Source organism: Sphingomonas sp., from assembly GCF_965248875.1.
In the GTDB taxonomy this organism is placed as follows: Bacteria; Pseudomonadota; Alphaproteobacteria; order Sphingomonadales; family Sphingomonadaceae; genus Sphingomonas.
The window spans coordinates 1,676,459-1,695,608 of sequence record NZ_CBDFKR010000011.1 but is presented as its reverse complement, the minus strand read 5'-3'; the positions used below and the strand labels follow the sequence as shown (position 1 = coordinate 1,695,608).

Below are 19,150 nucleotides of genomic sequence, written 5' to 3'. Positions count from 1 at the left end.
CATTTTGCTTGGTAGGTTCCTCTATCCTCCGCCCGTCAGGTCCACCCCCGTCGCATGACCGCTCTCGCCCCCGACGCCATTCCGGCCGCCGTGCCGCCCGCGCTGCCCGGGCTTGAGCCGCTGACGCCGGTGGTGCGGCGCTGGCCGGCGGTGCTGGCGGGAACACTGACGGTCGCGATGGTTGCGGGGCTGGCGGTGCAGCTCTTCCGTCGCGGGCTCGCCGGGCTGACCGCATCGGTGCCGCACAACCCGCTATTCTATCTGTGCTTCGCGTGTTTCTACCTGGCGCTGCCGGTCGGCGATTACCTCATCTTCCGCAAGCTGTGGGGCATCCCGCCCAGCGGGCTGGTTGCGCTGCTCAAGAAGCGTATCGCAAACGACGTCCTCGTCAATTATTCGGGCGAGGCGTATTTCTACGCCTGGGCGCGGCAGCGGACGCGGCTGGTCGCCGCCCCTTTCGGCGCCGTGAAGGATGTGTCGATCCTGTCGGCAATGGCGGGCAACGCGATCACGCTGGTGCTCGTCGCCGCTGCCCTGCCCTTTGCGCGCGACCTGTTGACGCCGCAGCAATATCATACCGCCTTATGGTCGGCGGTGCTGCTGATCGGCATCTCGCTGCCGTTCGTCATCTTCTCGCGCCGGGTCTTCTCGCTGCCGTCGCGTGCCTTGTGGGACGTGTTCGGCATCCATTGCGCGCGGGTGGTCGCCAGCAACGTCTTCACCGTCCTCGCCTGGCATTTCGCGATGCCCCACATCGCGATCGCGATGTGGCTGATGCTGGCGGCGGCGAAGATGCTGGTTTTCCGCCTGCCGCTGATCCCCAACAAGGAAGTGCTGTTCCCGTTGCTCGCCAACATGCTGATCGGCGGTGCGCTCGTTCAGCATCTGTCCTTCTTCGGCGCGCTAACGTTGGTCGCCAATATCGTGCTGCTCGTGGGCTTCGGCCTGTACGGGCTGATCAGGAAAGACAGACAATGGTGAGAACGCTCGCAGCTTCGGCCCTGCTTCTGGGCGTCGCCGCGCCCGCTGCCCAGGCGCAGGCGAGTGTGCTCGGCGGCGATGCGGCGGCATGCACTGGCGGCGCGGGACCGGCGGTGCTGGCGACGATCATCGGCCTGAAGGACCGCAGCGGCGAGCTCAAGCTGGAGCTATACCCCGCTAACGAGCAGGATTTCCTGCGCGACGATCGCGACCTGATCCGCGAGGGCAAGGTGTTCCGCCGCGTCCGCGCGCCGGCCCCTGCCTCGGGCGCGGTGCAGATGTGCGTCCGCGTGCCGCATCCTGGCCGCTACGCGCTGCTGTTCACGCATAATCGCGACGGCAGAAACAAGTTCTCGATCTGGTCGGACGGCGCGGGCTTCGCGTCCAACGCCCGGCTCGGCCGTTCGCGCCCGCACGTGCAGCAGGCGACGATCGACGTGCCGGCCGGCATCATGCAGGTCAACATCCGCGCGCAGTATCTCCACGGCCTGTCGGGCTTCGGCCCGATGAACGACTGACGCCGAATGCGCATCGTCGACATCAACGAGTTCTACTCGCCCACCGGCGGCGGGATCAGGACCTATGTCGACCGCAAGATCGCGATCTTGGCCGACCGCGGTCACGAACTGATTGTCGTAGCGCCGGGGCGGGAGGATCGCGAGGAGGAGCGGCCCGGCGGGGGGCGCATCATTTACCGCAAGTCGCCGCCGATGCCGTTCGACAGCAACTACGGCCTGTTCTGGCATGCCGAGCCGATCCACGCGCTGCTCGATCGCTTCGATCCCGACGTGGTCGAATGTTGCTCACCCTGGCGTCCCGCCTGGATCGTCGCCGACTGGCAGCCTAGGCATGGGCGGCCGGTGCTGAAATCCTATTTCATGCACGGCGACAATCTGGAGGCGTATCCGAAGACCTATCTCGACCGTTTCGCGAAGCCCGAACGGATCGAACGCGCCTTCGCCTGGTACGACCGCTACCAGAGTCGCTTCCTCGAACGCTTCGACACGGTGGTCACCAACGGCCCGGCGCTTACCAAGCGGATGCAGCGGCGCGGGGTTCGGGTCGATGCGACCATGACGCTGGGGATCGAACGGCATCATTTCTCGCCGAGCCTGCGCGACGAGGAGCTGCGCGTCGGGCTGCTGGCTCAGTGCGGGCTGCCGGCGGACGCGCACCTGCTGCTCGGCATCGGGCGGCATCATCGCGAAAAGCGATGGCCGGTGGTGATCGACGCAGCGGTGCGCGCGGGCGCGAGGCTGCCGGTCGGGCTGGCGCTGGTCGGCCAAGGCATGGCGACCAAGCTGCTGGCGAAGCATGTCGGCGAGGGGCCGCATGTGCGGCTGTTCCGCCCCGTCTATGACCGGCGCCGGCTGGCGCAGCTGATGGCGAGCGCCGATGCGCTGATCCACGGCGCTTCGTCTGAGCCGTTCGGGCTGGTCGCGTACGAGGCGCTGGCGAGCGGTGCGCCGTTGATCGTGCCGGACGAGGGCGGCGCGTTCGAGGCGTCCGATCCGGCCTATGCCGAAACCTATGCGGGCGGCGATCCGGTAGCCTGTGCGGCGGCGATCGAACGCTTCTTCGCGCGCGACCAGCGCGAGGTGCGGGCGGCGGCAGCGCTGGCGGCGCGGCAGGTCCGCTCCGACGAGGACCATGCCGAGGCGCTCGTTGCGCATTATGCGCAGGGTCTGGCGGCGAAGCGGCTTGCCGCCTAGCGGACGTACAGCGTCCAGCGGCCGACGGGAACGCCGCGATAGCCGCGCTGGGTTGCGGCCAGGGCGAGCAGGGCATCGAGGCGCGGATCGCCGCTGGTCCACACGCCCTCGCCGCCCACCAGAACCATGCGCGGCAACGGGACGCAGGGCAGCGCCCGTGCGGAGATGACATGCTGCACCAGTTCGCCGCCGGGCGGCTGGAGCGAGCGGCTGCGGAAATAGAACGGTCCGGTCGCGAACCGAGGGTCGGGCAGGCGGCCGGTTGCGGCGAGGAACTGAGGCGACAGCGTCGCGACCGGCCCCGCGGCACCGGCACGATCCATCGCCGCGCGCACCGCCGCCATCTCCCGCATCGCGGCGAAGACCGAAGGCTGCCCGCTCGCCAGCGCGACGGCAGTCGGCGCGAGCCCGGCGACCGCGAACATTCCCATTAGCGCGCGCACCGCCGCACCAGGCGGCGTCCGCCCCCAGCGGTGCGAGAGCAGCACGAACAGCGGCGGCAGCATCGGTAGCAAATACTGCCGCCACACCGGCGTCGGCAGCATCGCCGCGATCAGGCCGGCCACCGTCAGCAGTACCAGCAGCGCGGGCATCCGCCGCCGCACGACCATCAGCAAGGCGACCAGTGCCGGACCGAGCGCCAGGAACTTGACCGTATCGGCCAGCTTGGCCGCGCGCGACAGCTTCCACGGCCGATCGGCGTAGAAGTCCGCCGGGCCGGCCACCGGAAAGGTGAACACGTCGAAGCCGAACGCCTGCGGGCTCAGCCGCCACATGCAGGCAACGAACAGCCCCACCGGCGCGGCGCCGAGCATCACGAACAGCGGCCGATGGCGCCGGTGCTGCCACAGCGCCCACATACCATAGACCATCGCGGGGAGTGCATAGGATAGCTTCGCCGCCGCCGCCGCGGCGAGCAGCAGCCCGGTCGCGACCGCCTGCCAGCGGCTACCCCGCGCTCGCTCCGCCCGTATCGCGAGCCACAGCGCTCCCGCAAGGCAGGCGGCGGGCAGCGCGTCGTTGCGCGCCGTCCCGGCGGCGAACAGCAGGATGTCGGTGCAGCCGAACAGCGCCGCCGCCGCCAGCGCCGTCCGCCGGCCGGCGATTTCCCGCGCCGCCCCGAACACGCAGCGGATCGCCACCGCCCCGAACAACGAATTGACGATCCTGAGCACCGGCCAGGCGAACCGGCCCGCCGTCCATGTGACCGGCGCCAGCAGAAAGGGCTGCAGCGGCGTCTGCAGATAAGCGAAGTCGCGATAGGGCAGCAGCCCGTGCGCCGCCAGCACGGCGGCGGCGACATACTGGGACTCGTCGTGGTCGATCGGGTGCAGAAGCGCGAGGGCGGCGAGCAGCAGTGCTAGCGCAAACCAACCCAACACCGCCCCGGCACGGGGAGGGGGGCTGCTTCGCGCAGCGGCCTGGTGGGGGGGGCTGGCTGCGAGCTGGACAGCGGGCGGCAAGCCCCCTGCGTCGGCAGCGCGCACGCCACCTCCCCGTGCCGGGGAGGGACTTGCCTCAGCCACGCGCCGCCGTCACGAAATAATCCAGCGCCGTGCTTTCGCTCAGGTGAAACCCACGCCCCGGCGTGAACGCCAACCCCTGTACGTCCACGACCTTCAGCCCCGCCCGCGTGAGCAGCCCGGTTAATTCGTCAGGCGTTAGGAACCTGTTCCAATCGTGCGTCCCACGCGGGATCTGCCCGGTCGCCTCCGCCGCGCCGACCAGCAGCAGCCGCGACAGCGCCGTCCGGTTGGGTGTCGACAGCACCAGCAGGCCGCCCTCCGCCAGCGCCCCCGCCAGCCCCCGCACGAACGCGCCCGTGTCAGCGACGTGCTCGATGACCTCCATCGCGGAAACGAGGTCGAACCGTTCGTCGCCAAGGTCTTCGATAGCGCAGACCCGGTAGTCGATCGGCAGCGTGCCTGCGTGCGCCCGCGCCGCCGCGATCACCTCGGCCGACGCGTCGACGCCCGTCACGGCTGCGCCCAGCCGCGACAACGGCTCCGCCAGCAGCCCGGCGCCGCAACCGACGTCGAGCGCGCGCTTGCCCGCAAGCGGCGTGAAGCCCGCCGCGTCACCGCCCCACTGCGCGTCGATGCGCGCGCGCAGATAGGCCAGCCGCGGTGGGTTGAGCCGGTGGAGCGGCGCGGACGACCCCTTCGGATCCCACCAGTCCGCCGCCATCGCGCCGAAATGCGCCGCCTCGCGCGCGTCCACGGTGGTTGCCTCGGTCATGCGTCGTCCCTAACAGGGCGCCGCCGCCACCCCAAGGGACTTGCCGAACCACCGATGGCCCGGATCGTGATGAAGTTCGGTGGCACCTCGATGGCCGGGATCGAGCGCATCCGCAGCGTTGCCGCGCGCGTGAAGCGCGAAGCCGAATCGGGCAACCAGGTTGCCGTGGTCGTGTCGGCGATGGCGGGCGAGACGGACCGGCTGGTCGGCTTCTGCCGCGAGGCGTCCGCGCTCTACGATCCGCGCGAGTACGACGTCGTCGTCGCCTCGGGGGAACAGGTGACGAGCGGACTGCTGGCCATCGCGTTGCAGGCTGCGGGTGTGCCGGCGCGGAGCTGGCTGGGCAGCCAGGTCGCGATCCGCACCGACGCCGCGCATGCCAAGGCGCGCATCCGGACGGTCGACGCGCACGCGATCGAGGCGGGCTGGGCGGCGGGCGAGGTCGCGGTCATTCCGGGTTTCCAGGGTGTGACGGAAGATGGGGGCGGCCGCGTCACGACGCTGGGCCGCGGCGGCTCCGACACCTCGGCAGTGGCGGTCGCGGCGGCGCTCGGCGCAGACCGCTGCGACATCTACACCGATGTCGACGGCGTCTACACCACCGACCCGCGCATCGTGCCGCGCGCGCGCAAGCTCGCCCGCGTCACCTATGAGGAGATGCTGGAACTCGCCAGCGTCGGCGCCAAGGTGCTGCAGACGCGCTCGGTCGGGCTTGCCATGAAGGAACGCGTCCGCGTGCAGGTGCTGTCGTCCTTCACCGGTCCCGATGCGCCGATGGCCGGCGACCTGCCCGGTACCCTTATCGTCAGTGAAGAGGAACTTGGGGACGTGGAACGCCAGCTCATCACCGGCATCGCGCATGACAAGAACGAGGCCAAGATCACGCTGACCCGCGTGCCCGACAAGCCCGGCGCGGTCGCCGCCATCTTCGCGCCGCTGGCCGACGCCGGGATCAATGTCGACATGATCATCCAAAATGTCGCGCATCAGAGCGGCGGCTCCACCGACGTCACTTTCACCGTGCCGCAGTCGGACCTGCCCCGCTCGCTCGACGCACTGACGCAGGCGCAGGACGCGATCGGCTATGACGAGTTGCTCCACGACACCCGCGTCGCGAAGGTCAGCGTCGTCGGCGTCGGCATGCGCAGCCACGCGGGCGTCGCGTCGACGATGTTCACGACGCTGGGCCAGCGCGGCATCAACGTCCAGGCGATCTCGACCAGCGAGATCAAGGTCTCCGTGCTGATCGACGAGGACGAGACCGAGCTGGCGGTGCGCGTGCTGCACACGGCGTACGGGCTGGATGCGGGGTGAAGCGGTTTGGGTCATCGTGGCATGTCGCGACCGCTGCAGAAGCGACCGTCGCGGCACAGTTCGCCCCATTCTCATGATGTATCGGTCCTATATGGCGCGAATCAACCTGAGTACGATCTAATCGCCGCTCGGGGCGACGACATGCTCAAGCTTTCGGTGAAGGGCAGCCAAGATGGTGGCTGGGGCCTAACCCAATCATATCTGTCGAACGAAATCCGCGCGGACTGTCACGGCGCGGCCGATCGGTGGCTTGCCCGTCACACGTTTCAAACCGCCATTTGCCTCGTGCAATTCGCGGACGTGCCTGACGACGAATTGCCTAGAATGTATCTGGCTTGGCCTGCCGAGGTGGCGGCGCAGCTCCGAAACGCATCCAGGGGGCGAGGCGATACGATCTTGTGGGAAGATCATCTGCACGGACCTCGCGCTTTCGCCGCCGGAACGCGGGACCGACTACCGGATGATTGGCGGCTGACAAGGAGGCGAGCCGAAACCATGGCAGCTAAAGACGGGCGCGACTGAGGCTAACAGATAAGGTCAGCACAGCGTCTCAAACGCCTCCCGGCTCGCCGCGATCAGCACCTTGCCCTCGTCATCGGTCAGGCGCAGCAGGTGGACGCCGCGGGCCCTGGCGGCGGCGACGATCGCGTCAAGACCGCCGTTCTTCTCGACCCAGCGTGGGCCGCGCTGGCTCATCGTCGCGTGGCCGTCCGCGATGTCGGCCAGCCAGCGGTCGAGCCCGTTGTCGGAACTAGTCATGCCGGTCGTCCACGTTGCCGGGGTTGCCCGTGCGGCAAGCGTGCCGCTAGGCCGCGGCGATGACAAGCCTCGCCGCCGCCCACCCCCGCCTTCGCGCCCGCATGGCGCGCGGGGCGCAGTTCCTCGGCTGCGACTATGCCATCATGGCGGGCGCGATGTCCTGGGTCAGCGAGCGCAATCTGGTCGCGGCCATGTCGAACGCGGGCGGGTTCGGGGTGATCGCGTGCGGGGCGATGACGGTCGAGCTGCTCGACCGCGAGATCGCCGCCACCAAGGCGCTGACCGGCCGGCCGTTCGGCGTCAACCTGATCACCATGCATCCCGACCTGACGGCGCTGATCGCCATCTGCGCTAAGCACGGTGTCGGCCATGTCGTGCTCGCCGGCGGGTTGCCGCCCAAGGGGTCGCTGGAGGCGATCAGGACGTTCGCGAAGGTGATCTGCTTCGCGCCGACGCTGGCGCTGGCGAAGAAGCTGATCCGCTCGGGCGTCGATGCGCTGGTGATCGAGGGGATGGAGGCGGGCGGGCATATCGGCCCGGTCTCGACGAGCGTGCTGGCGCAGGAGATGCTGCCCGAGATCGGCGAGACGGTGCCGGTCTTCGTGGCCGGTGGAATCGGCCGCGGCGAGGCGATCGCGGGGTATCTCGACATGGGTGCGGCGGGGGTACAGCTCGGCACACGCTTCGTGTGTGCGACCGAATCTATCGCGCACCCCAATTTCAAGCGTGCCTTCATCCGCGCGTCGGCGCGTGACGCGGTGGCGAGCGTGCAGATCGACCCGCGGCTGCCCGTCATCCCGGTGCGCGCACTGAAGAACGCCGGCGGCGAGTTGTTCACCGCCAAGCAGCGCGAGGTGGCGCAGTCGCTCGACGAGGGCGGCGTCGCGATGGCGGAGGCACAGCTCCAGATCGAGCATTATTGGGCGGGCGCGCTGCGCCGCGCGGTGATCGACGGCGATGTCGAACACGGCTCGGTGATGGCGGGCCAGTCGGTCGGCATGGTCACAAAGGAAGAACCGCTCGCCGAGATCATCGCGCAGCTGATGGCCGAAGCCGTCACGGCGCTTGAACGAAGGGCGGCATAGCCGCTCAGCCGCCCTCGCGTGATCCGACCGCTGGCGCGAAGGCAGCCGATGGCCGGGAGTGGTTACGCACCCTGCAGCCAGCGCGCGACTTCGCGCGCCGGCTCGACATGCTCGCCCGTGCCGTAGCGATGCATGAAGGTGATCCGGTCGAGCCGGAAATGGCGTCGATCGAACCGTTCGTGGCAATAGCCGGACAAATAGCGGTGACCGTTCTGGTCCAGCAATTCGTCGAACGTCACCATGCGCAGGGTAGGCTGCCCGCTCGCATCCATATAGCCGATCACCGCCCGCCGCTCGGCAAAGCGTGAGACGAGCGCCGCTCGGCCCAGGAACTCACCCGGGACAAGTACCGGCCAACGGGTGGCGGGCCTCGGATGCACCGCCAGCCACGTCAGCAGTCTGCGCCAGACGTTCATTGACCCGGCGTAGCACCGCCCGACGGCTGCTCAAATCTCTTCGATCATTCCCGCCAGCACCTCCAGGCACGCGACCCCCAATGCCTTCGACCGCTCGGGCGACCAGCCAAACTCAGCATCGGGATTCGGGTCGTGATCCTTGAACGGCATCTCCAGCGTCACCGCTACCGCCCCGAACCGCTCGGCAAGCTGGTTGGTCGACATTGAAAGGTTGGCATTGCCCGCGCTCGCCTTTTCATAGCCGCGGCCAACCTGGAAGTCGGGCGTGTGCGCCGCCAGCGCGTCGCCAAAGGCGTAGAACTTGGCGCCGTGATCCTCGGTCCAGGATGGAATGCCCTCATAGCCCGCGATGAAATTGGCCGGGATCGCCTCGTCGCCATGGACGTCGATGGCGAAGTCGACGCCCGTTGCGTCCATCGCATCGCGCACGCACAGCACTTCGGGCGAGCGCCCGGCCGACGGCGCGTGCCATTCGCGGTTTAGGTTCACGCCGGCCGCATTGGTGCGCAGGTGCCCGCGCCGCGTGCCGTCGGGGTTCATGTTCGGCACGACATGGACGGTAGCGGCGTCGAGCAGCGGCCGTGCGGGGTCGCTGGTCAGCCAGTCGAGCGCGCCCTCCATCCACCACTCGGCCATCGACTCACCCGGATGCTGGCGCGCGTAAAGCCAGACCTGCTTTTCACCGGAGCCGAGCCGGAAATAGTCGATCGCCTGCCCGTCCAAACTCCGTCCCAGCTCGCGATGCACGATCCCCGGTTTTGCCGCCGTGCGCGCGACCAGCGCCGCGTGCTGCGCCATTGTGTAGGGTGCAAAATAAGCGAACCAGGCAAGCTCGCCGGCGAAGGTCCAGCGCCATTCGAGCACGCCGTCGACATAACTGGTGTCGGTCTGGCGCCAGTGCTCGAGGTCGGTGCTGGCGCGGGTCCGGTACCCCGGCCAGCCGAACGGATAGGCGGATTTGCCCGCGTTGAGCAGCCTGAAGGTAAGCGTCCGCCCCGCCGCGCCCGCGACGCGGAAATAGAACCACTGAAAGAAATCGGAGTCCTTGTCGGTAAGGATCTCGAGGTCGACACGATCGCCTTCGATGCCGGCGACCCGGATATTGCCGCCGTCGAACGCGGTGTTGATGGCCAGGCTCATGCCGCTGTAGATTTGATGTAGGTCATCTCACCGTGATAGTGCGGCCGGACTCGCCGGGGAACCCCGTGAACAGCGCGCGTGCCAGCTTGTCCGCCAGCACCTGCTTGTCGGCGGTCTGCCGGTCGACCGTGCGAGCATGGCCTTCCCACACCGGCGACTGGTCGGCGCGGCGCTTGATCAGGACCGACAATTCGGTGCTGTCGAAGATGACGGTGCGGCCGCGGCCAACCGGCACGTCGACCCCGCCGCCGAGCCCGAAACCGCTGTTGCGCCCGCCGCCGAAGGTCGCGCCCCCCAGGCCGATCGAGAAGGGGGGCGGGCGATGCTCGGCTCGGCTTACCCGGGCGACGGAGACCTCGGCGATGAACTGCACGTCGCCGCCCGGCACCGGCGCAGCATAGCCCGCGCCGCCGAGCGACCGTGACACGGCGTCCGCAAAGGGTTGATACGCCAGCCCATCGCCGCCTGCAGCCGGCTGAACCATCACCGTGCCGCGCGGCAGCGGCTCGCCCAGGTGATAGCGGATGACGTCGGCAGGCGTGCCCGCCCCCGCGCCGCCGGTCGTGGCGCAGGCGGCGAGCGAGGTGGCGGCGAACAGGACGGCGAGCGCGCGCATGATGAGGATGTTCCTTGATTTCATTACCCGGTCGTAACGCGCGAGGTCAGGCGCGGCTCCGTCGCGGTTGACTTTGCGCCCCCCCGTCCATAGGCGGACGCCTTTCCGATTTCCGGCCCGTTCGAGAAGAAGCTTTCCCATGAAGATCCGCAATTCGCTGAAGTCGCTGAAGGACCGCCATCGCGACAACCGCGTGATCCGCCGCCGCGGCCGCACCTATGTCATCAACAAGACCAACCGCCGCTTCAAGGCGCGGCAGGGCTGAGCCCGTCGACTACCGCCGCTGATCGACATCGCGGGCGAAGCCACGGCCGGCAGGCGGCGCCGCCGGCCTGTTCGACGACGCGGCATTTACTTCCGTGTCGTGGCCTCCGCTAGACCGGCATCATGACTCCTCCCACCGCCGTCATCTTCGATGTCGGCCGCGTCCTCTATCGCTGGGACCCCCGCTTCCTTTACGAGCGCCTAATCGCGGAGGAGGCAACGCTGGATGCGTTCCTGCGCGACGTCGTCACCGCGGACTGGCATTTCCAGCACGACGCGGGGCGCGATTTCGCCCACACCTCCGCCGAACTGATCGCGCTGCACCCCGCCCATCGTACATTGATCGAGGCGTGGGCGCCGCGCTTCCTCGACACCATCCCCGGCCCGGTAGAGGGCATGCCCGCGCTGGTCGACGAGCTCCACGCGGCAGGCGTGCCGCTCTACGCGATCACCAATTTCAGTCACGAGTTCTGGCCGCCGTTCCGGACGCGAGAGGCGGCGATGTTCGACCGCTTCTGCGACATCGTCGTGTCGGGTGACGAGAAACTGGTGAAGCCCGACGCCGCGATCTATCGGCTTGCGCTGGACCGGTTCGGCCTGGAGGCGGAGCAAGCCGCGTTCATCGACGACAATGAGGCGAACGTAGCGGGAGCCGCCGCCATGGGGCTGCACGCGCTGCACTTCGTCGACGCACCGACCCTGCGCGTGCAGCTGATGGAACTCGGCCTGCTACAAGGGCTTGGTCGCGCTGAATCGCCAGCCGACCACGCCCCATAGCAGGATCGGCCCGCGCAGCCGCAGCTCGGCGCCCAGCGCGCGCAGCTGACGCGCATAGGTCCGCGCGTGGCGAATATCGAACAGCAGGATCTGCCCGCCCGATCGCGTGACGCGCCACAGCTCGGCGACCGCGCGGTCGCGGTCCGCGGCGGCGGGAATGTTGTGGATCACTGTCATCGACCCGACCACGTCGAAGCTGTCGTCCGCGAACGGCAGCGCGGTCGCGTCGCCGGTCTCCACCGTCACCCGGCCGGCGACGCCCGCGGCGGCAGCGTTGGCGAGAAATGCGGCAGGCGTGTTGCCGCTCAGGTCCGCCGCCTGCCAGCGATCGAGCCCGACGACGCTGCCCTGCGGCACGCGCGCCGCCGCGCCGATCGCGAACAGACCGCGCCCGCAGCCGACGTCCAGCACCCGCTCGTCGCCGCGCCACTGCCGCTCCCGCAGCAGCCGGTCGCGCAGCCGCTGCTTGAGGACCAGGCTGGACACCAGCATCCACGCCGTCATCGCGGTACAGGCGACGGCGGTCCCGGCCAGCGTCGGCACCAGCGGCCTCAGCGGCGCCAGCGGCGCGAGGCCGCGGGTCGCGAGCGCCGCCGCCGCCGCGAAGACCGCCGCCAGCGCCAGGTTCCGGACGGCGGTCGGCGCGTCGATGCCGAACCGGGGCCGGCTCACGCGTCGGCCGCCCGCGCCCGGCCCGCCAGCCGCTCCAGCCCCCATCGCCACAGCGGGATCGTCGCCAGCGCGGTCTGCGCCACCAGCGGCACCACCAGCGCCGCCGTCATCGCGGTCGCCGCGCCCAGGATCACCGCGGTCCCGCGCCGGCGGATGCCCGCGACGGCGGCCGGGGTGACCGCGGGGTCTAGCACCGGCGGCGACGTGACCACGGTCTGCAGCCGCCGGTTCGCTAGCCCGCAGACGAGCAGCCACCCGCAATAGCAGAACACCGGCACCCGCGTGCCGGGGTTGTTGCTGGCAAAGGCGGTGAAGAACGGCACCGCGGCGATCGCCGACAACAGCATCATCGTCGGCGCGGTCAGGTCGGGGGCGAAATGGCTCGCCGCCGCCATCGTCCGGTGGTGCCCGGCCCAGAAGAAGCCGATCACGTAGAAGGATATGAAGAAGCCGGTGAACTGCGGCGCCAGATCGGCGAGCGCGGCCCAATAGGCGCTGTCGGGTGCGCCGTCGCGCAGGTGCGGCACGTGCAGGTCGATGACCAGCAGCGTGATCGCGATCGCGAACACCGCGTCCGAAAAGAACACCAGCCGCTCCAGCCGGTGCTCCGGTCCATGTGCCACCGTGGATTCGTTCATCTGCCGCCCCAACGCTCCCACCGGCAGCATGACGGCCTGTGGGCCTGATGTCGACCTTGCCCCAGATGCGTACATTGCGTACACGATCGGGCAGAGGAGCCGTCAAATGGAAATGTCCGTCCGTGAAGCGCGCGCGCAGTTCGCCGCCGCCATCCAGGCGGCCGAACGCGGCGAGCGGGTGACGATCACCAAGCACGGCAAGGCGGTGGCCGAACTGGGCCCGCCGACACCTGCTCCCCCCAAGCCGAAGTGGGACTGGGACGAGCTCGACCGCCTTCAGGAACGGCTGGGCATCCCGACGCCGTCTCCGGAGGCATCGGAGTGGATCGAGAAGCATTTTGATAGCGAGGAGTTCAATCGGGAGATCTGGGGTGATCTTTACGCGTGAGATTGTTGCTTGACACGCAAATCCTAATCTGGGTGCTTGGGAACCGGCGCAGGCTGTCGTCGCGCGAGGGCATCGCCATCGAAGCGGCGGACGAGTTGCTGGTGTCCGGCCTGTCGCTGATGGAGCTGAGGATCAAGGGACGGGCAGAGCGGCGCCGCGGCAAGCCGCTCTCCGTCCCACCCCCGGAACATGCCATCGCCTTCTGTGCGGCACGTGACATATCGATCCATCCGTTCACGGCGGCGGACACAGCGATCACGCTCGACGTCGACCCGCCCCATGGCGACCCGTTTGACGAAATGCTTCTGGCCCATACACAAGCCCTACAGGCAAGGCTGCTCACGCGCGACGCCAAGCTCCTGCGTCACCCGCTCGCCTATCAGCCGTAACCCTTCAACTCGTCCCCCGTCAGTCGCACGACGTGGAGCACGTTGGTCGAGCCCGGCGTCTTGAACGGTACGCCCGCAAGCACGATGATCCGGTCGCCCGCGCGGGCGATGTTGTGGCGCAGCGCCATGCGTTTGGCCTTGGCGACCATCTCCTCGAAGCTCTCGACGTCGCGGGTGTGGACCGCGTGCGTGCCCCACAGCAGCCCCAGCCGGCGCGCCGTCACCGTCGACGGCGTCAGCACCAGGATCGGCACCGAGGGCCGCTCACGCGCGATCCGCCGCGCGGTCGAACCGCTGGTGGTGTAGCACACGATCGCCGCCACCCCGACGGTGACCGCGATGTTCTTCGCCGCCTCCGCCAGCGCGTCGGCGGTGGTGGGGTCGGGCTTGGTGATGGTGAAGTGGATGCGGTCGCCATGTGCGGGGTCGCGCTCCACCGCGTCGCTGATCGCGTTCATCATTGCGACCGATTCGACCGGCCAGTCGCCGGCCGCGCTCTCCGCTGACAGCATGATCGCGTCGGCGCCGTCATAGACCGCGGTCGCCACGTCCGACACCTCGGCGCGGGTCGGCGACGGCGACTTGATCATCGATTCCAGCATCTGCGTCGCGACGACCACCGGACGCCCCATCCGCCGCGAGACCTCGACGATCCGCTTCTGCAGCGGCGGCACCATCTGCGGCGGCAGCTCGACGCCCAGGTCGCCGCGCGCGACCATCACGCCGTCGCACTGCTCGACGATCTCCTCCAGCCGGTCGATCGCGGCGGGCTTCTCGATCTTCGCCAGCAGCGCCGCACGCCCGCCAATCAGCGAGCGCGCCTCCATCAGGTCCTCGGGCCGCTGGACGAACGACAGCGCGACCCAGTCGACACCCTGCTCCAGCGCGAAGGCGAGGTCGCTGCGGTCTTTCTCGGTCAGCGCCGCCATCGGCACCACCACGTCGGGAACGTTCAGCCCCTTGTTGTTCGACAACGTGCCGCCGACCTCCACCGTCGCATCGATCCGGCCAGCGTCATGGCGGGTGACGCGCAGCACCAGCTTGCCGTCGTCGAGCAGCAGCCGCGCGCCATCCTCGATCCCGTCGAAGATCTCGCGATGCGGCAGCTCGACCCGCGTGCCGTCGCCGTCTGCGGTGTCGCGGTCGAAGGTGAAGCGCGCGCCCTTGACCAGCTCGACCCGGCCGCCGGCGAAGCGCCCGACGCGCAGCTTCGGCCCCTGAAGGTCGGCGAGGATCGTCGTCGATCGGCCATAGCGTTTCTCCAGCGCGCGGATCGCGCCGACCAGCGCCACCTTGGCCGCCTGATCGCCGTGGCTCATGTTGAGGCGAAAGGCGTCGGCCCCTGCCTGGTAGAGCCGCTCGATCATATCGGGCGTGCTCGATGCAGGGCCGAGCGTAGCGAGTATCCGGACCTTGCGCGAACGCGGCGTGATGGCTTTGGTCATCGAGTATCCTTGCGCCCGGCGGCTGCTGTAACGGCTCGCGTCAGGCGATCAAATCAGGAGAATACGAATGGACCCGCTCGACGTCCTCGAAGACGCGCATGCCGCCGCCGCATTTCGCCGCCTGGTCAGGCACCTGCGGCATCGTACCGATGCCGCGAACATAGAGTTGATGGCGCTGGCGGGCTTCTGCCGCAACTGCCTGAGCGAGTGGGTGGAGGATGCCGCGGGCCAACCGCGTGGCGCGGCCCGCGACCTGATCCATGGCGAGCCCTATGCGCAGTGGAAGGCGCGCCAGCCCGCCGCGACGCCCGACCAGCTCGCGCGGATGGAGGCGAGCCTCAAGCGCAACGCCTAGCGCCGCTTGCGGGCGGCGTTGAGCGCGGCGGCGGCGTGCAGCAGCGCGGCGAGCGCCGCCTCGTCAACGGTGTCGCCGTCGCGGAGGTCGATCGCGCGGCGGACATTGCCTTCCAGGCTGGCGTTGAACAGTCCCGCCGGGTCGGGCAGCGCCGCGCCGTGGGCGAAGGTCAGCTTGACCTTGTCCTTGTAGGTTTCGCCCGTGCACAGGATGCCGTCCTGTTCCCAGGTCGGCACGCCGCGCCATTTCCACCCCTCGACGACGCCGGGCAGGGCCTGTTTCACGACCGCGCGGACCTGCGCCAGCGCGGCGCCGCGCCAGTCGCCCAGCGCAGCGATCCGCGCGTCGATCTCGGTCGCGGCGTCGGTCACTTGCCCTCTCCTCGATCGAACAGCCCGTCCTGCGACCCCGCCGGCGGGTGCAGCCCCAGATGCTTCCACCCGCCCGCGTTGAGGCAACGCCCGCGCGCGGTGCGGGCGACCAGGCCGAGCTGGATGAGATAGGGCTCGATCACCTCCTCGATCGTGTCGCGCGGCTCGCTCAGCCCGGCGGCGAGCGTCTCCACCCCGACCGGGCCGCCGCGATAGATGTCGGCGATCATGGTGAGGTAGCGCCGATCCATCGCGTCGAGGCCGAGCCCGTCGACCTCCAGCCGGATCAGCGCCGCGTCGGCGGCTCGCGCGTCGACCAGGTCGTGCCCGGCGGCATGGGCGAAATCGCGTACCCGGCGGAGCAGCCGCCCGGCGATCCGCGGCGTTCCCCGCGCTCGCCGCGCGATCTCGGCCGCCCCGTCGGGCGCGACGGCAAGCCCGAGCAGCCCGGCGGCGCGGGTCACCACGCGCGTCAGTTCCCCGACCGTATAGAATTGCAGCCGCACCGGGATGCCGAACCGGTCGCGCAGCGGCGTCGTCAGCAGGCCCTGCCGCGTCGTGGCGCCGACCAGCGTAAAGCGCGGCAGGTCGATGCGGACGCTGCGCGCGGACGGCCCCTCGCCGATCATGAGGTCGAGCGCGCGGTCCTCCATTGCCGGATAGAGCACCTCCTCGACCGCGGGCTGGAGCCGGTGGATTTCGTCGATGAACAGGACGTCGCCGTCCTCCAGGTTGGTGAGCAGCGCCGCGAGGTCACCCGACTTGGCGATCACCGGCCCGCTGGTGGCGCGGAACCCCACCCCCATCTCGCGTGCGACGATCTGCGCCAGCGTCGTCTTGCCGAGGCCGGGCGGCCCGAAGAACAGGACATGGTCGAGCGCCTCGCCCCGCGCCTTCGCCGCCGCAATGAACACGCGCAGGTTCTCGCGCGCCGCCTGTTGCCCCACGAAGTCGTCGAGCGATCGCGGCCGCAACGCGGCGTCGGCGTCCTCTGGCTTGCGGGCGGCGGTGAGGAGGCGGTCGTCGGTCACGACTTCATGAAATCGGTAAAGTCGCTCCAATGCTCCACCTTGAAGGCCCGGATGTCGCGCACGCAGGCAGGGAACCAGGGCAGCGCCTTGAGCGCGTTCATCGCGAGCGTGACGTTGACCAGGCTCTCGCCTTGCGAAACGTACACGCTGCCTTGCACGCGCTGAAAGCCGTAACGGTTCAGCACCGCGCCGACATCGGCGTAGGCTTGGCTGACGCTCTTCGGGTGGCTCGCTTCAGTTTGATGGACAAGAAGGTCGAAGCCGATCGCGAACATCAATCCTCTTCGGGGTCGGCAAGCAGTTGAGCCAGCGCGTAGTCCGTCTCCTCGCCCGACTCGATCAGCCGGATGCGCATGCGCGCGCCGGTCTCGCCCGCCGCCGCCGGGCCGAGCACCTCATAGGATGGCCCCACCAGGCCGAACCGGCGGATTGAGCCGACCAAGCTTCCCATGTCGACCATGCCTGCCTCCAATAGCCTTCTAAGCCGCCTGCTTATTCCGCGCCAGTCCGGCATGCTAGCGGACGCGCAGCAGTCACCGGCCCGGCGCCGACGGCGATTCCCGGAAGTTGACGTGCCCCGCCGCCGTGCACGCCTGCACCGGTTGCGGCACGTCGGCGGCGAGGTGCGAGGTCCAGCATTCGCCGAGCACCGAACAGTAACAGGCCGTGACGCGCAGGCTGCTGCGCGCGGTGTCGAACGCGTTCCATCTGGCCTGGCTGACCGCGCCGCGCGGATAGGCCCAGGACATGAACTGGCGCGTCTCGCCGGCGGGAAAATAGGTGCCGCCGACCGGGCGGGTCGGCAGGTAATCCTGCTCCTCGGCGCGCGGGGCATAGTCGATCAGGTCGTCGGGGTCGGTCTGCGGGACCCCGTCCTTGGTCACCTCGAACCAGATCACGCGCGCGGTGCCGGTGCCGACATTGGCGACGCTGAGCGAGATCGCACGGCCGGTCGGCTCGACGTTGCCGGTCAGGAACTGCAGCACCGGGGTGGCATTGGCGCGGACCAGCCGGCTGTTCTCCTCGACCAGCTGCTCCATCGTGTGGCCGGTATGCTGCGCGGTCAGCAGCGATGCACCGGACAGCACCAGCACGGCGATCGCCAGCGCCAGGTCGAGCCAGGCGATACCGGACTTGCCGTGCGGGACATGCGGCGCCTCGGGCTCGTCGATCACGGCGGGTTCCTCTTGCTCGGGCGGCTGGGGCGAAGGCGGTCGGTCGGTCATCTGCTATCTGCTCGCCTTGCGGAGCGCCAGCCGGACCAGCGCATCGAGGGTGGCGTCGACGCCCAGATCGTCGGTTGCCGCGGCGACGGCGGCGGCGGCTTCGGCGGGTTTGAAGCCAAGGTTGAGGAGCGCCGACGCCGCGTCGGCCGCTGCACCGACGGGCGTCGTCTGTGCGGCTGCTGCAGGACCGAGGGTGATCCCGCCAACCTTGTCCTTCAACTCACGGACGATGCGTTCGGCGAGTTTGGGCCCGACACCATTGGCGCGCGCGACCGTCGCCTTGTCCTGCGCCGCCACCGCCCGGGTGAGGTCGGCGGGGTCGAGCGCCGACAGGATGGCGAGCGCGACCCGCGCGCCGACCCCCTGCACCCCGGTCAGCAGCCGGAACCAGTCGCGCTCGACGGCAGCGGCGAAGCCGACCAGGCGGATGGAGTCCTCGGCCACCAGCATCTCGGTATGCAGCGTCGCCGCCTCGCCGACCGGGCCGAGCGCAGCGAGCGTGCGGCTGGAGCAGCCGACCAGATAACCGACGCCGCCGACCTCGATCACGGCATGGTCGACGCCGGTCGCCTCCAGCCGGCCTCGGAGCTGCGCGATCACCCGCGCGTCCCGCCAAAGGTCACACCAGGGTCACACCGAAACGACGCGCAGCCCGACCCCGCCGCCGTTGATCCGGAGAACCCTGTTCGCATCGTCGGGTACATGCCCGGACCGCCGCGTTGTAGGAAAGCAAAATCAGCCGCGCGCCCGGGCGCTCGCCAGATGATGGGCGTGGCAGATCGCCACCGCCAGCGCGTCGGCGGCGTCGGCGCCATCGATCGCCACGCCCGGCAGCAGGCGCGCGACCATCGCATGGACCTGCGGCTTTTCCGCCGCGCCGGTGCCGACCACCGCCTTCTTGACCAGCCGCGCAGCATATTCGCCCGGCTCCAGCCCAGCACGCGCGACGGCGAGCAGCACGACGCCACGCGCCTGGCCGAGCTTGAGGGTCGATTGCGGGTTGGCGTTGACAAACACCTCCTCGACGGCGGCGGCGTCTGGCGCGTGATCGGCAAACAGCGCGGCGAGCATGGTATCGAGATCCGCGAGGCGGCGGGCGAGGCTGTCGGCGGTTACCGTGCGGAGCCGGCCGTTGGCCAGGTGGGACAAGCGGTTGCCCTCGGCGCGGATGACGCCCCAGCCGGTGATGGCGAGACCGGGGTCGAGGCCGAGGACGATCATATCCTCCCCGCTAGCGGGGAGGGGGACCGCGACGCGCAGCGGCGTGGTGGATGGGGCGGGCCGCAGGCGGGTCGCTCGTGGCGAGCCCCCTCCACCACTCGGCTCCCGCCGA

General features: G+C 69.5%; 27 protein-coding genes. 11 read left to right on the top strand and 16 right to left on the bottom strand.

The annotated features are described in order from the left end of the window. The first annotated feature begins 54 nt into the window (after positions 1–54). The 3 genes from ACP2AD_RS15465 to ACP2AD_RS15455 are packed head-to-tail and all read left to right on the top strand — an operon-like array spanning position 55 to position 2,693. Complete coding sequence (locus tag ACP2AD_RS15465; protein ID WP_425230930.1) at positions 55–981, top strand: hypothetical protein; 927 nt, start codon at positions 55–57, stop codon at positions 979–981. Further along, positions 975–1,499 (top strand): DUF2141 domain-containing protein, encoded by a 525-nt coding sequence (locus ACP2AD_RS15460; RefSeq protein WP_425230929.1) that lies wholly within the window; start codon positions 975–977, stop codon positions 1,497–1,499. Before ACP2AD_RS15465 ends, ACP2AD_RS15460 begins: the two co-directional genes overlap by 7 nt. 6 nt (positions 1,500–1,505) lie before the next feature. Continuing rightward, complete coding sequence (locus ACP2AD_RS15455) at positions 1,506–2,693, top strand: glycosyltransferase (RefSeq protein ID WP_425230928.1); 1,188 nt, start codon at positions 1,506–1,508, stop codon at positions 2,691–2,693. On the opposite strand, the gene ACP2AD_RS15450 is transcribed toward ACP2AD_RS15455, so the two are convergent. Beyond that, entirely contained in the window at positions 2,690–4,075 is a 1,386-nt protein-coding gene (locus ACP2AD_RS15450; RefSeq protein WP_425230927.1) for a glycosyltransferase family 39 protein, read from the bottom strand. The two genes, ACP2AD_RS15455 and ACP2AD_RS15450, sit on opposite strands and share 4 nt — an antisense overlap. Positions 4,076–4,211: 136 nt before the next feature. Continuing rightward, positions 4,212–4,931, bottom strand: coding sequence for a bifunctional 2-polyprenyl-6-hydroxyphenol methylase/3-demethylubiquinol 3-O-methyltransferase UbiG (gene ubiG, locus ACP2AD_RS15445; protein WP_425230926.1), 720 nt, complete (start codon positions 4,929–4,931; stop codon positions 4,212–4,214). A 54-nt stretch (positions 4,932–4,985) separates the two neighbouring features. On the opposite strand from ubiG, the gene ACP2AD_RS15440 reads away from it, so the two are divergent. Both ACP2AD_RS15440 and ACP2AD_RS15435 read left to right on the top strand, forming a co-directional pair. Further along, positions 4,986–6,245 (top strand): aspartate kinase, encoded by a 1,260-nt coding sequence (locus ACP2AD_RS15440; RefSeq protein WP_425230925.1) that lies wholly within the window; start codon positions 4,986–4,988, stop codon positions 6,243–6,245. Positions 6,246–6,386: 141 nt separating this feature from the next. Then, the gene (locus ACP2AD_RS15435; protein WP_425230924.1) at positions 6,387–6,767 is read left to right on the top strand and encodes a hypothetical protein; all 381 of its coding nucleotides are present in this window, start codon (positions 6,387–6,389) and stop codon (positions 6,765–6,767) included. Between the two features lie 15 nt (positions 6,768–6,782). Here ACP2AD_RS15435 and ACP2AD_RS15430 read toward each other — a convergent pair whose 3' ends face one another. Then, the gene (locus tag ACP2AD_RS15430) at positions 6,783–7,004 is read right to left on the bottom strand and encodes a hypothetical protein (protein WP_425230923.1); all 222 of its coding nucleotides are present in this window, start codon (positions 7,002–7,004) and stop codon (positions 6,783–6,785) included. A 59-nt stretch (positions 7,005–7,063) separates the two neighbouring features. Here ACP2AD_RS15430 and ACP2AD_RS15425 point away from each other — a divergent pair, with 59 nt between their 5' ends. Next, positions 7,064–8,089 carry an NAD(P)H-dependent flavin oxidoreductase gene (locus ACP2AD_RS15425; RefSeq protein ID WP_425230922.1) on the top strand — a complete coding sequence of 342 codons (1,026 nt, stop codon included), beginning with the start codon at positions 7,064–7,066 and terminating at the stop codon, positions 8,087–8,089. 62 nt (positions 8,090–8,151) lie between these two features. On the opposite strand, the gene ACP2AD_RS15420 is transcribed toward ACP2AD_RS15425, so the two are convergent. The 3 genes from ACP2AD_RS15420 to ACP2AD_RS15410 are packed head-to-tail and all read right to left on the bottom strand — an operon-like array spanning position 8,152 to position 10,261. Continuing rightward, positions 8,152–8,505 (bottom strand): WYL domain-containing protein, encoded by a 354-nt coding sequence (locus ACP2AD_RS15420; RefSeq protein WP_425230921.1) that lies wholly within the window; start codon positions 8,503–8,505, stop codon positions 8,152–8,154. A 30-nt stretch (positions 8,506–8,535) separates the two neighbouring features. After that, positions 8,536–9,645 carry a M14 family metallopeptidase gene (locus ACP2AD_RS15415; protein WP_425230920.1) on the bottom strand — a complete coding sequence of 370 codons (1,110 nt, stop codon included), beginning with the start codon at positions 9,643–9,645 and terminating at the stop codon, positions 8,536–8,538. 22 nt (positions 9,646–9,667) lie between these two features. Then, the gene (locus ACP2AD_RS15410) at positions 9,668–10,261 is read right to left on the bottom strand and encodes a DUF4136 domain-containing protein (RefSeq protein WP_425230919.1); all 594 of its coding nucleotides are present in this window, start codon (positions 10,259–10,261) and stop codon (positions 9,668–9,670) included. Between the two features lie 139 nt (positions 10,262–10,400). Here ACP2AD_RS15410 and ykgO point away from each other — a divergent pair, with 139 nt between their 5' ends. Together ykgO and ACP2AD_RS15400 are read left to right on the top strand one after the other, a co-directional pair. Further along, entirely contained in the window at positions 10,401–10,526 is a 126-nt protein-coding gene (ykgO, locus tag ACP2AD_RS15405) for a type B 50S ribosomal protein L36 (RefSeq protein ID WP_003046794.1), read from the top strand. 122 nt (positions 10,527–10,648) lie between these two features. Beyond that, the gene (locus tag ACP2AD_RS15400; RefSeq protein WP_425230918.1) at positions 10,649–11,302 is read left to right on the top strand and encodes an HAD family hydrolase; all 654 of its coding nucleotides are present in this window, start codon (positions 10,649–10,651) and stop codon (positions 11,300–11,302) included. Here the strand turns inward: ACP2AD_RS15400 and ACP2AD_RS15395 are convergent. Next, positions 11,255–11,974: a class I SAM-dependent methyltransferase gene (locus ACP2AD_RS15395; RefSeq protein ID WP_425230917.1), complete on the bottom strand. Its 720-nt coding sequence runs from the start codon at positions 11,972–11,974 to the stop codon at positions 11,255–11,257. The genes ACP2AD_RS15400 and ACP2AD_RS15395 overlap by 48 nt on opposite strands. Further along, entirely contained in the window at positions 11,971–12,612 is a 642-nt protein-coding gene (locus ACP2AD_RS15390; protein ID WP_425230916.1) for a TMEM175 family protein, read from the bottom strand. Before ACP2AD_RS15390 ends, ACP2AD_RS15395 begins: the two co-directional genes overlap by 4 nt. A 106-nt stretch (positions 12,613–12,718) precedes the next feature. On the opposite strand from ACP2AD_RS15390, the gene ACP2AD_RS15385 reads away from it, so the two are divergent. Further along, positions 12,719–13,000: a type II toxin-antitoxin system prevent-host-death family antitoxin gene (locus tag ACP2AD_RS15385; protein WP_425230915.1), complete on the top strand. Its 282-nt coding sequence runs from the start codon at positions 12,719–12,721 to the stop codon at positions 12,998–13,000. Positions 13,001–13,005: 5 nt separating this feature from the next. Further along, positions 13,006–13,389, top strand: coding sequence for a type II toxin-antitoxin system VapC family toxin (locus ACP2AD_RS15380; protein ID WP_425230914.1), 384 nt, complete (start codon positions 13,006–13,008; stop codon positions 13,387–13,389). Here the strand turns inward: ACP2AD_RS15380 and pyk are convergent. Continuing rightward, positions 13,380–14,834, bottom strand: a complete 1,455-nt coding sequence (pyk, locus tag ACP2AD_RS15375; protein ID WP_425230913.1) for a pyruvate kinase — start codon at positions 14,832–14,834, stop codon at positions 13,380–13,382. The genes ACP2AD_RS15380 and pyk overlap by 10 nt on opposite strands. Positions 14,835–14,901: 67 nt before the next feature. On the opposite strand from pyk, the gene ACP2AD_RS15370 reads away from it, so the two are divergent. Beyond that, the gene (locus ACP2AD_RS15370; protein ID WP_425230912.1) at positions 14,902–15,189 is read left to right on the top strand and encodes a DUF1244 domain-containing protein; all 288 of its coding nucleotides are present in this window, start codon (positions 14,902–14,904) and stop codon (positions 15,187–15,189) included. On the opposite strand, the gene ACP2AD_RS15365 is transcribed toward ACP2AD_RS15370, so the two are convergent. The 7 genes from ACP2AD_RS15365 to ruvC form a co-directional block, all read right to left on the bottom strand. Then, positions 15,186–15,560 carry a DUF1801 domain-containing protein gene (locus ACP2AD_RS15365; RefSeq protein ID WP_425230911.1) on the bottom strand — a complete coding sequence of 125 codons (375 nt, stop codon included), beginning with the start codon at positions 15,558–15,560 and terminating at the stop codon, positions 15,186–15,188. The two genes, ACP2AD_RS15370 and ACP2AD_RS15365, sit on opposite strands and share 4 nt — an antisense overlap. Then, positions 15,557–16,591 (bottom strand): Holliday junction branch migration DNA helicase RuvB, encoded by a 1,035-nt coding sequence (ruvB, locus tag ACP2AD_RS15360; RefSeq protein WP_425230910.1) that lies wholly within the window; start codon positions 16,589–16,591, stop codon positions 15,557–15,559. The genes ACP2AD_RS15365 and ruvB overlap by 4 nt, the downstream gene beginning before the upstream one ends. Next, entirely contained in the window at positions 16,588–16,866 is a 279-nt protein-coding gene (locus ACP2AD_RS15355; RefSeq protein WP_425230909.1) for a virulence factor, read from the bottom strand. The genes ruvB and ACP2AD_RS15355 overlap by 4 nt, the downstream gene beginning before the upstream one ends. Next, complete coding sequence (locus ACP2AD_RS15350; protein ID WP_425230908.1) at positions 16,866–17,051, bottom strand: DUF5397 family protein; 186 nt, start codon at positions 17,049–17,051, stop codon at positions 16,866–16,868. Before ACP2AD_RS15350 ends, ACP2AD_RS15355 begins: the two co-directional genes overlap by 1 nt. Positions 17,052–17,124: 73 nt before the next feature. Continuing rightward, on the bottom strand, positions 17,125–17,766 hold the full coding sequence (locus tag ACP2AD_RS15345; protein ID WP_425230907.1) for a hypothetical protein: 642 nt from the start codon (positions 17,764–17,766) through the stop codon (positions 17,125–17,127). Positions 17,767–17,820: 54 nt separating this feature from the next. Continuing rightward, positions 17,821–18,417 carry a Holliday junction branch migration protein RuvA gene (gene ruvA, locus ACP2AD_RS15340; RefSeq protein ID WP_425230906.1) on the bottom strand — a complete coding sequence of 199 codons (597 nt, stop codon included), beginning with the start codon at positions 18,415–18,417 and terminating at the stop codon, positions 17,821–17,823. A 135-nt stretch (positions 18,418–18,552) separates the two neighbouring features. After that, positions 18,553–19,038 carry a crossover junction endodeoxyribonuclease RuvC gene (gene ruvC / locus ACP2AD_RS15335; RefSeq protein ID WP_425230905.1) on the bottom strand — a complete coding sequence of 162 codons (486 nt, stop codon included), beginning with the start codon at positions 19,036–19,038 and terminating at the stop codon, positions 18,553–18,555. Between the last annotated feature and the right edge of the window lie 112 nt (positions 19,039–19,150).

Bases quoted from the DNA above. Each gene is read 5' to 3' on its own strand.
- ACP2AD_RS15465 (WP_425230930.1), top strand. From the start codon at position 55: ATGACCGCTCTCGCCCCCGACGCCATTCCGGCCGCCGTGCCGCCCGCG.
- ACP2AD_RS15460 (WP_425230929.1), top strand. From the start codon at position 975: ATGGTGAGAACGCTCGCAGCTTCGGCCCTGCTTCTGGGCGTCGCCGCG.
- ACP2AD_RS15455 (WP_425230928.1), top strand. From the start codon at position 1,506: ATGCGCATCGTCGACATCAACGAGTTCTACTCGCCCACCGGCGGCGGG.
- ubiG (WP_425230926.1), bottom strand. From the start codon at position 4,931: ATGACCGAGGCAACCACCGTGGACGCGCGCGAGGCGGCGCATTTCGGC.
- ACP2AD_RS15440 (WP_425230925.1), top strand. From the start codon at position 4,986: ATGGCCCGGATCGTGATGAAGTTCGGTGGCACCTCGATGGCCGGGATC.
- ACP2AD_RS15435 (WP_425230924.1), top strand. From the start codon at position 6,387: ATGCTCAAGCTTTCGGTGAAGGGCAGCCAAGATGGTGGCTGGGGCCTA.
- ACP2AD_RS15430 (WP_425230923.1), bottom strand. From the start codon at position 7,004: ATGACTAGTTCCGACAACGGGCTCGACCGCTGGCTGGCCGACATCGCG.
- ACP2AD_RS15425 (WP_425230922.1), top strand. From the start codon at position 7,064: ATGACAAGCCTCGCCGCCGCCCACCCCCGCCTTCGCGCCCGCATGGCG.
- ACP2AD_RS15420 (WP_425230921.1), bottom strand. From the start codon at position 8,505: ATGAACGTCTGGCGCAGACTGCTGACGTGGCTGGCGGTGCATCCGAGG.
- ACP2AD_RS15415 (WP_425230920.1), bottom strand. From the start codon at position 9,645: ATGAGCCTGGCCATCAACACCGCGTTCGACGGCGGCAATATCCGGGTC.
- ACP2AD_RS15410 (WP_425230919.1), bottom strand. From the start codon at position 10,261: ATGCGCGCGCTCGCCGTCCTGTTCGCCGCCACCTCGCTCGCCGCCTGC.
- ykgO (WP_003046794.1), top strand. From the start codon at position 10,401: ATGAAGATCCGCAATTCGCTGAAGTCGCTGAAGGACCGCCATCGCGAC.
- ACP2AD_RS15400 (WP_425230918.1), top strand. From the start codon at position 10,649: ATGACTCCTCCCACCGCCGTCATCTTCGATGTCGGCCGCGTCCTCTAT.
- ACP2AD_RS15390 (WP_425230916.1), bottom strand. From the start codon at position 12,612: ATGAACGAATCCACGGTGGCACATGGACCGGAGCACCGGCTGGAGCGG.
- ACP2AD_RS15385 (WP_425230915.1), top strand. From the start codon at position 12,719: ATGGAAATGTCCGTCCGTGAAGCGCGCGCGCAGTTCGCCGCCGCCATC.
- pyk (WP_425230913.1), bottom strand. From the start codon at position 14,834: ATGACCAAAGCCATCACGCCGCGTTCGCGCAAGGTCCGGATACTCGCT.
- ACP2AD_RS15370 (WP_425230912.1), top strand. From the start codon at position 14,902: ATGGACCCGCTCGACGTCCTCGAAGACGCGCATGCCGCCGCCGCATTT.
- ACP2AD_RS15355 (WP_425230909.1), bottom strand. From the start codon at position 16,866: ATGTTCGCGATCGGCTTCGACCTTCTTGTCCATCAAACTGAAGCGAGC.
- ACP2AD_RS15350 (WP_425230908.1), bottom strand. From the start codon at position 17,051: ATGGTCGACATGGGAAGCTTGGTCGGCTCAATCCGCCGGTTCGGCCTG.
- ruvC (WP_425230905.1), bottom strand. From the start codon at position 19,038: ATGATCGTCCTCGGCCTCGACCCCGGTCTCGCCATCACCGGCTGGGGC.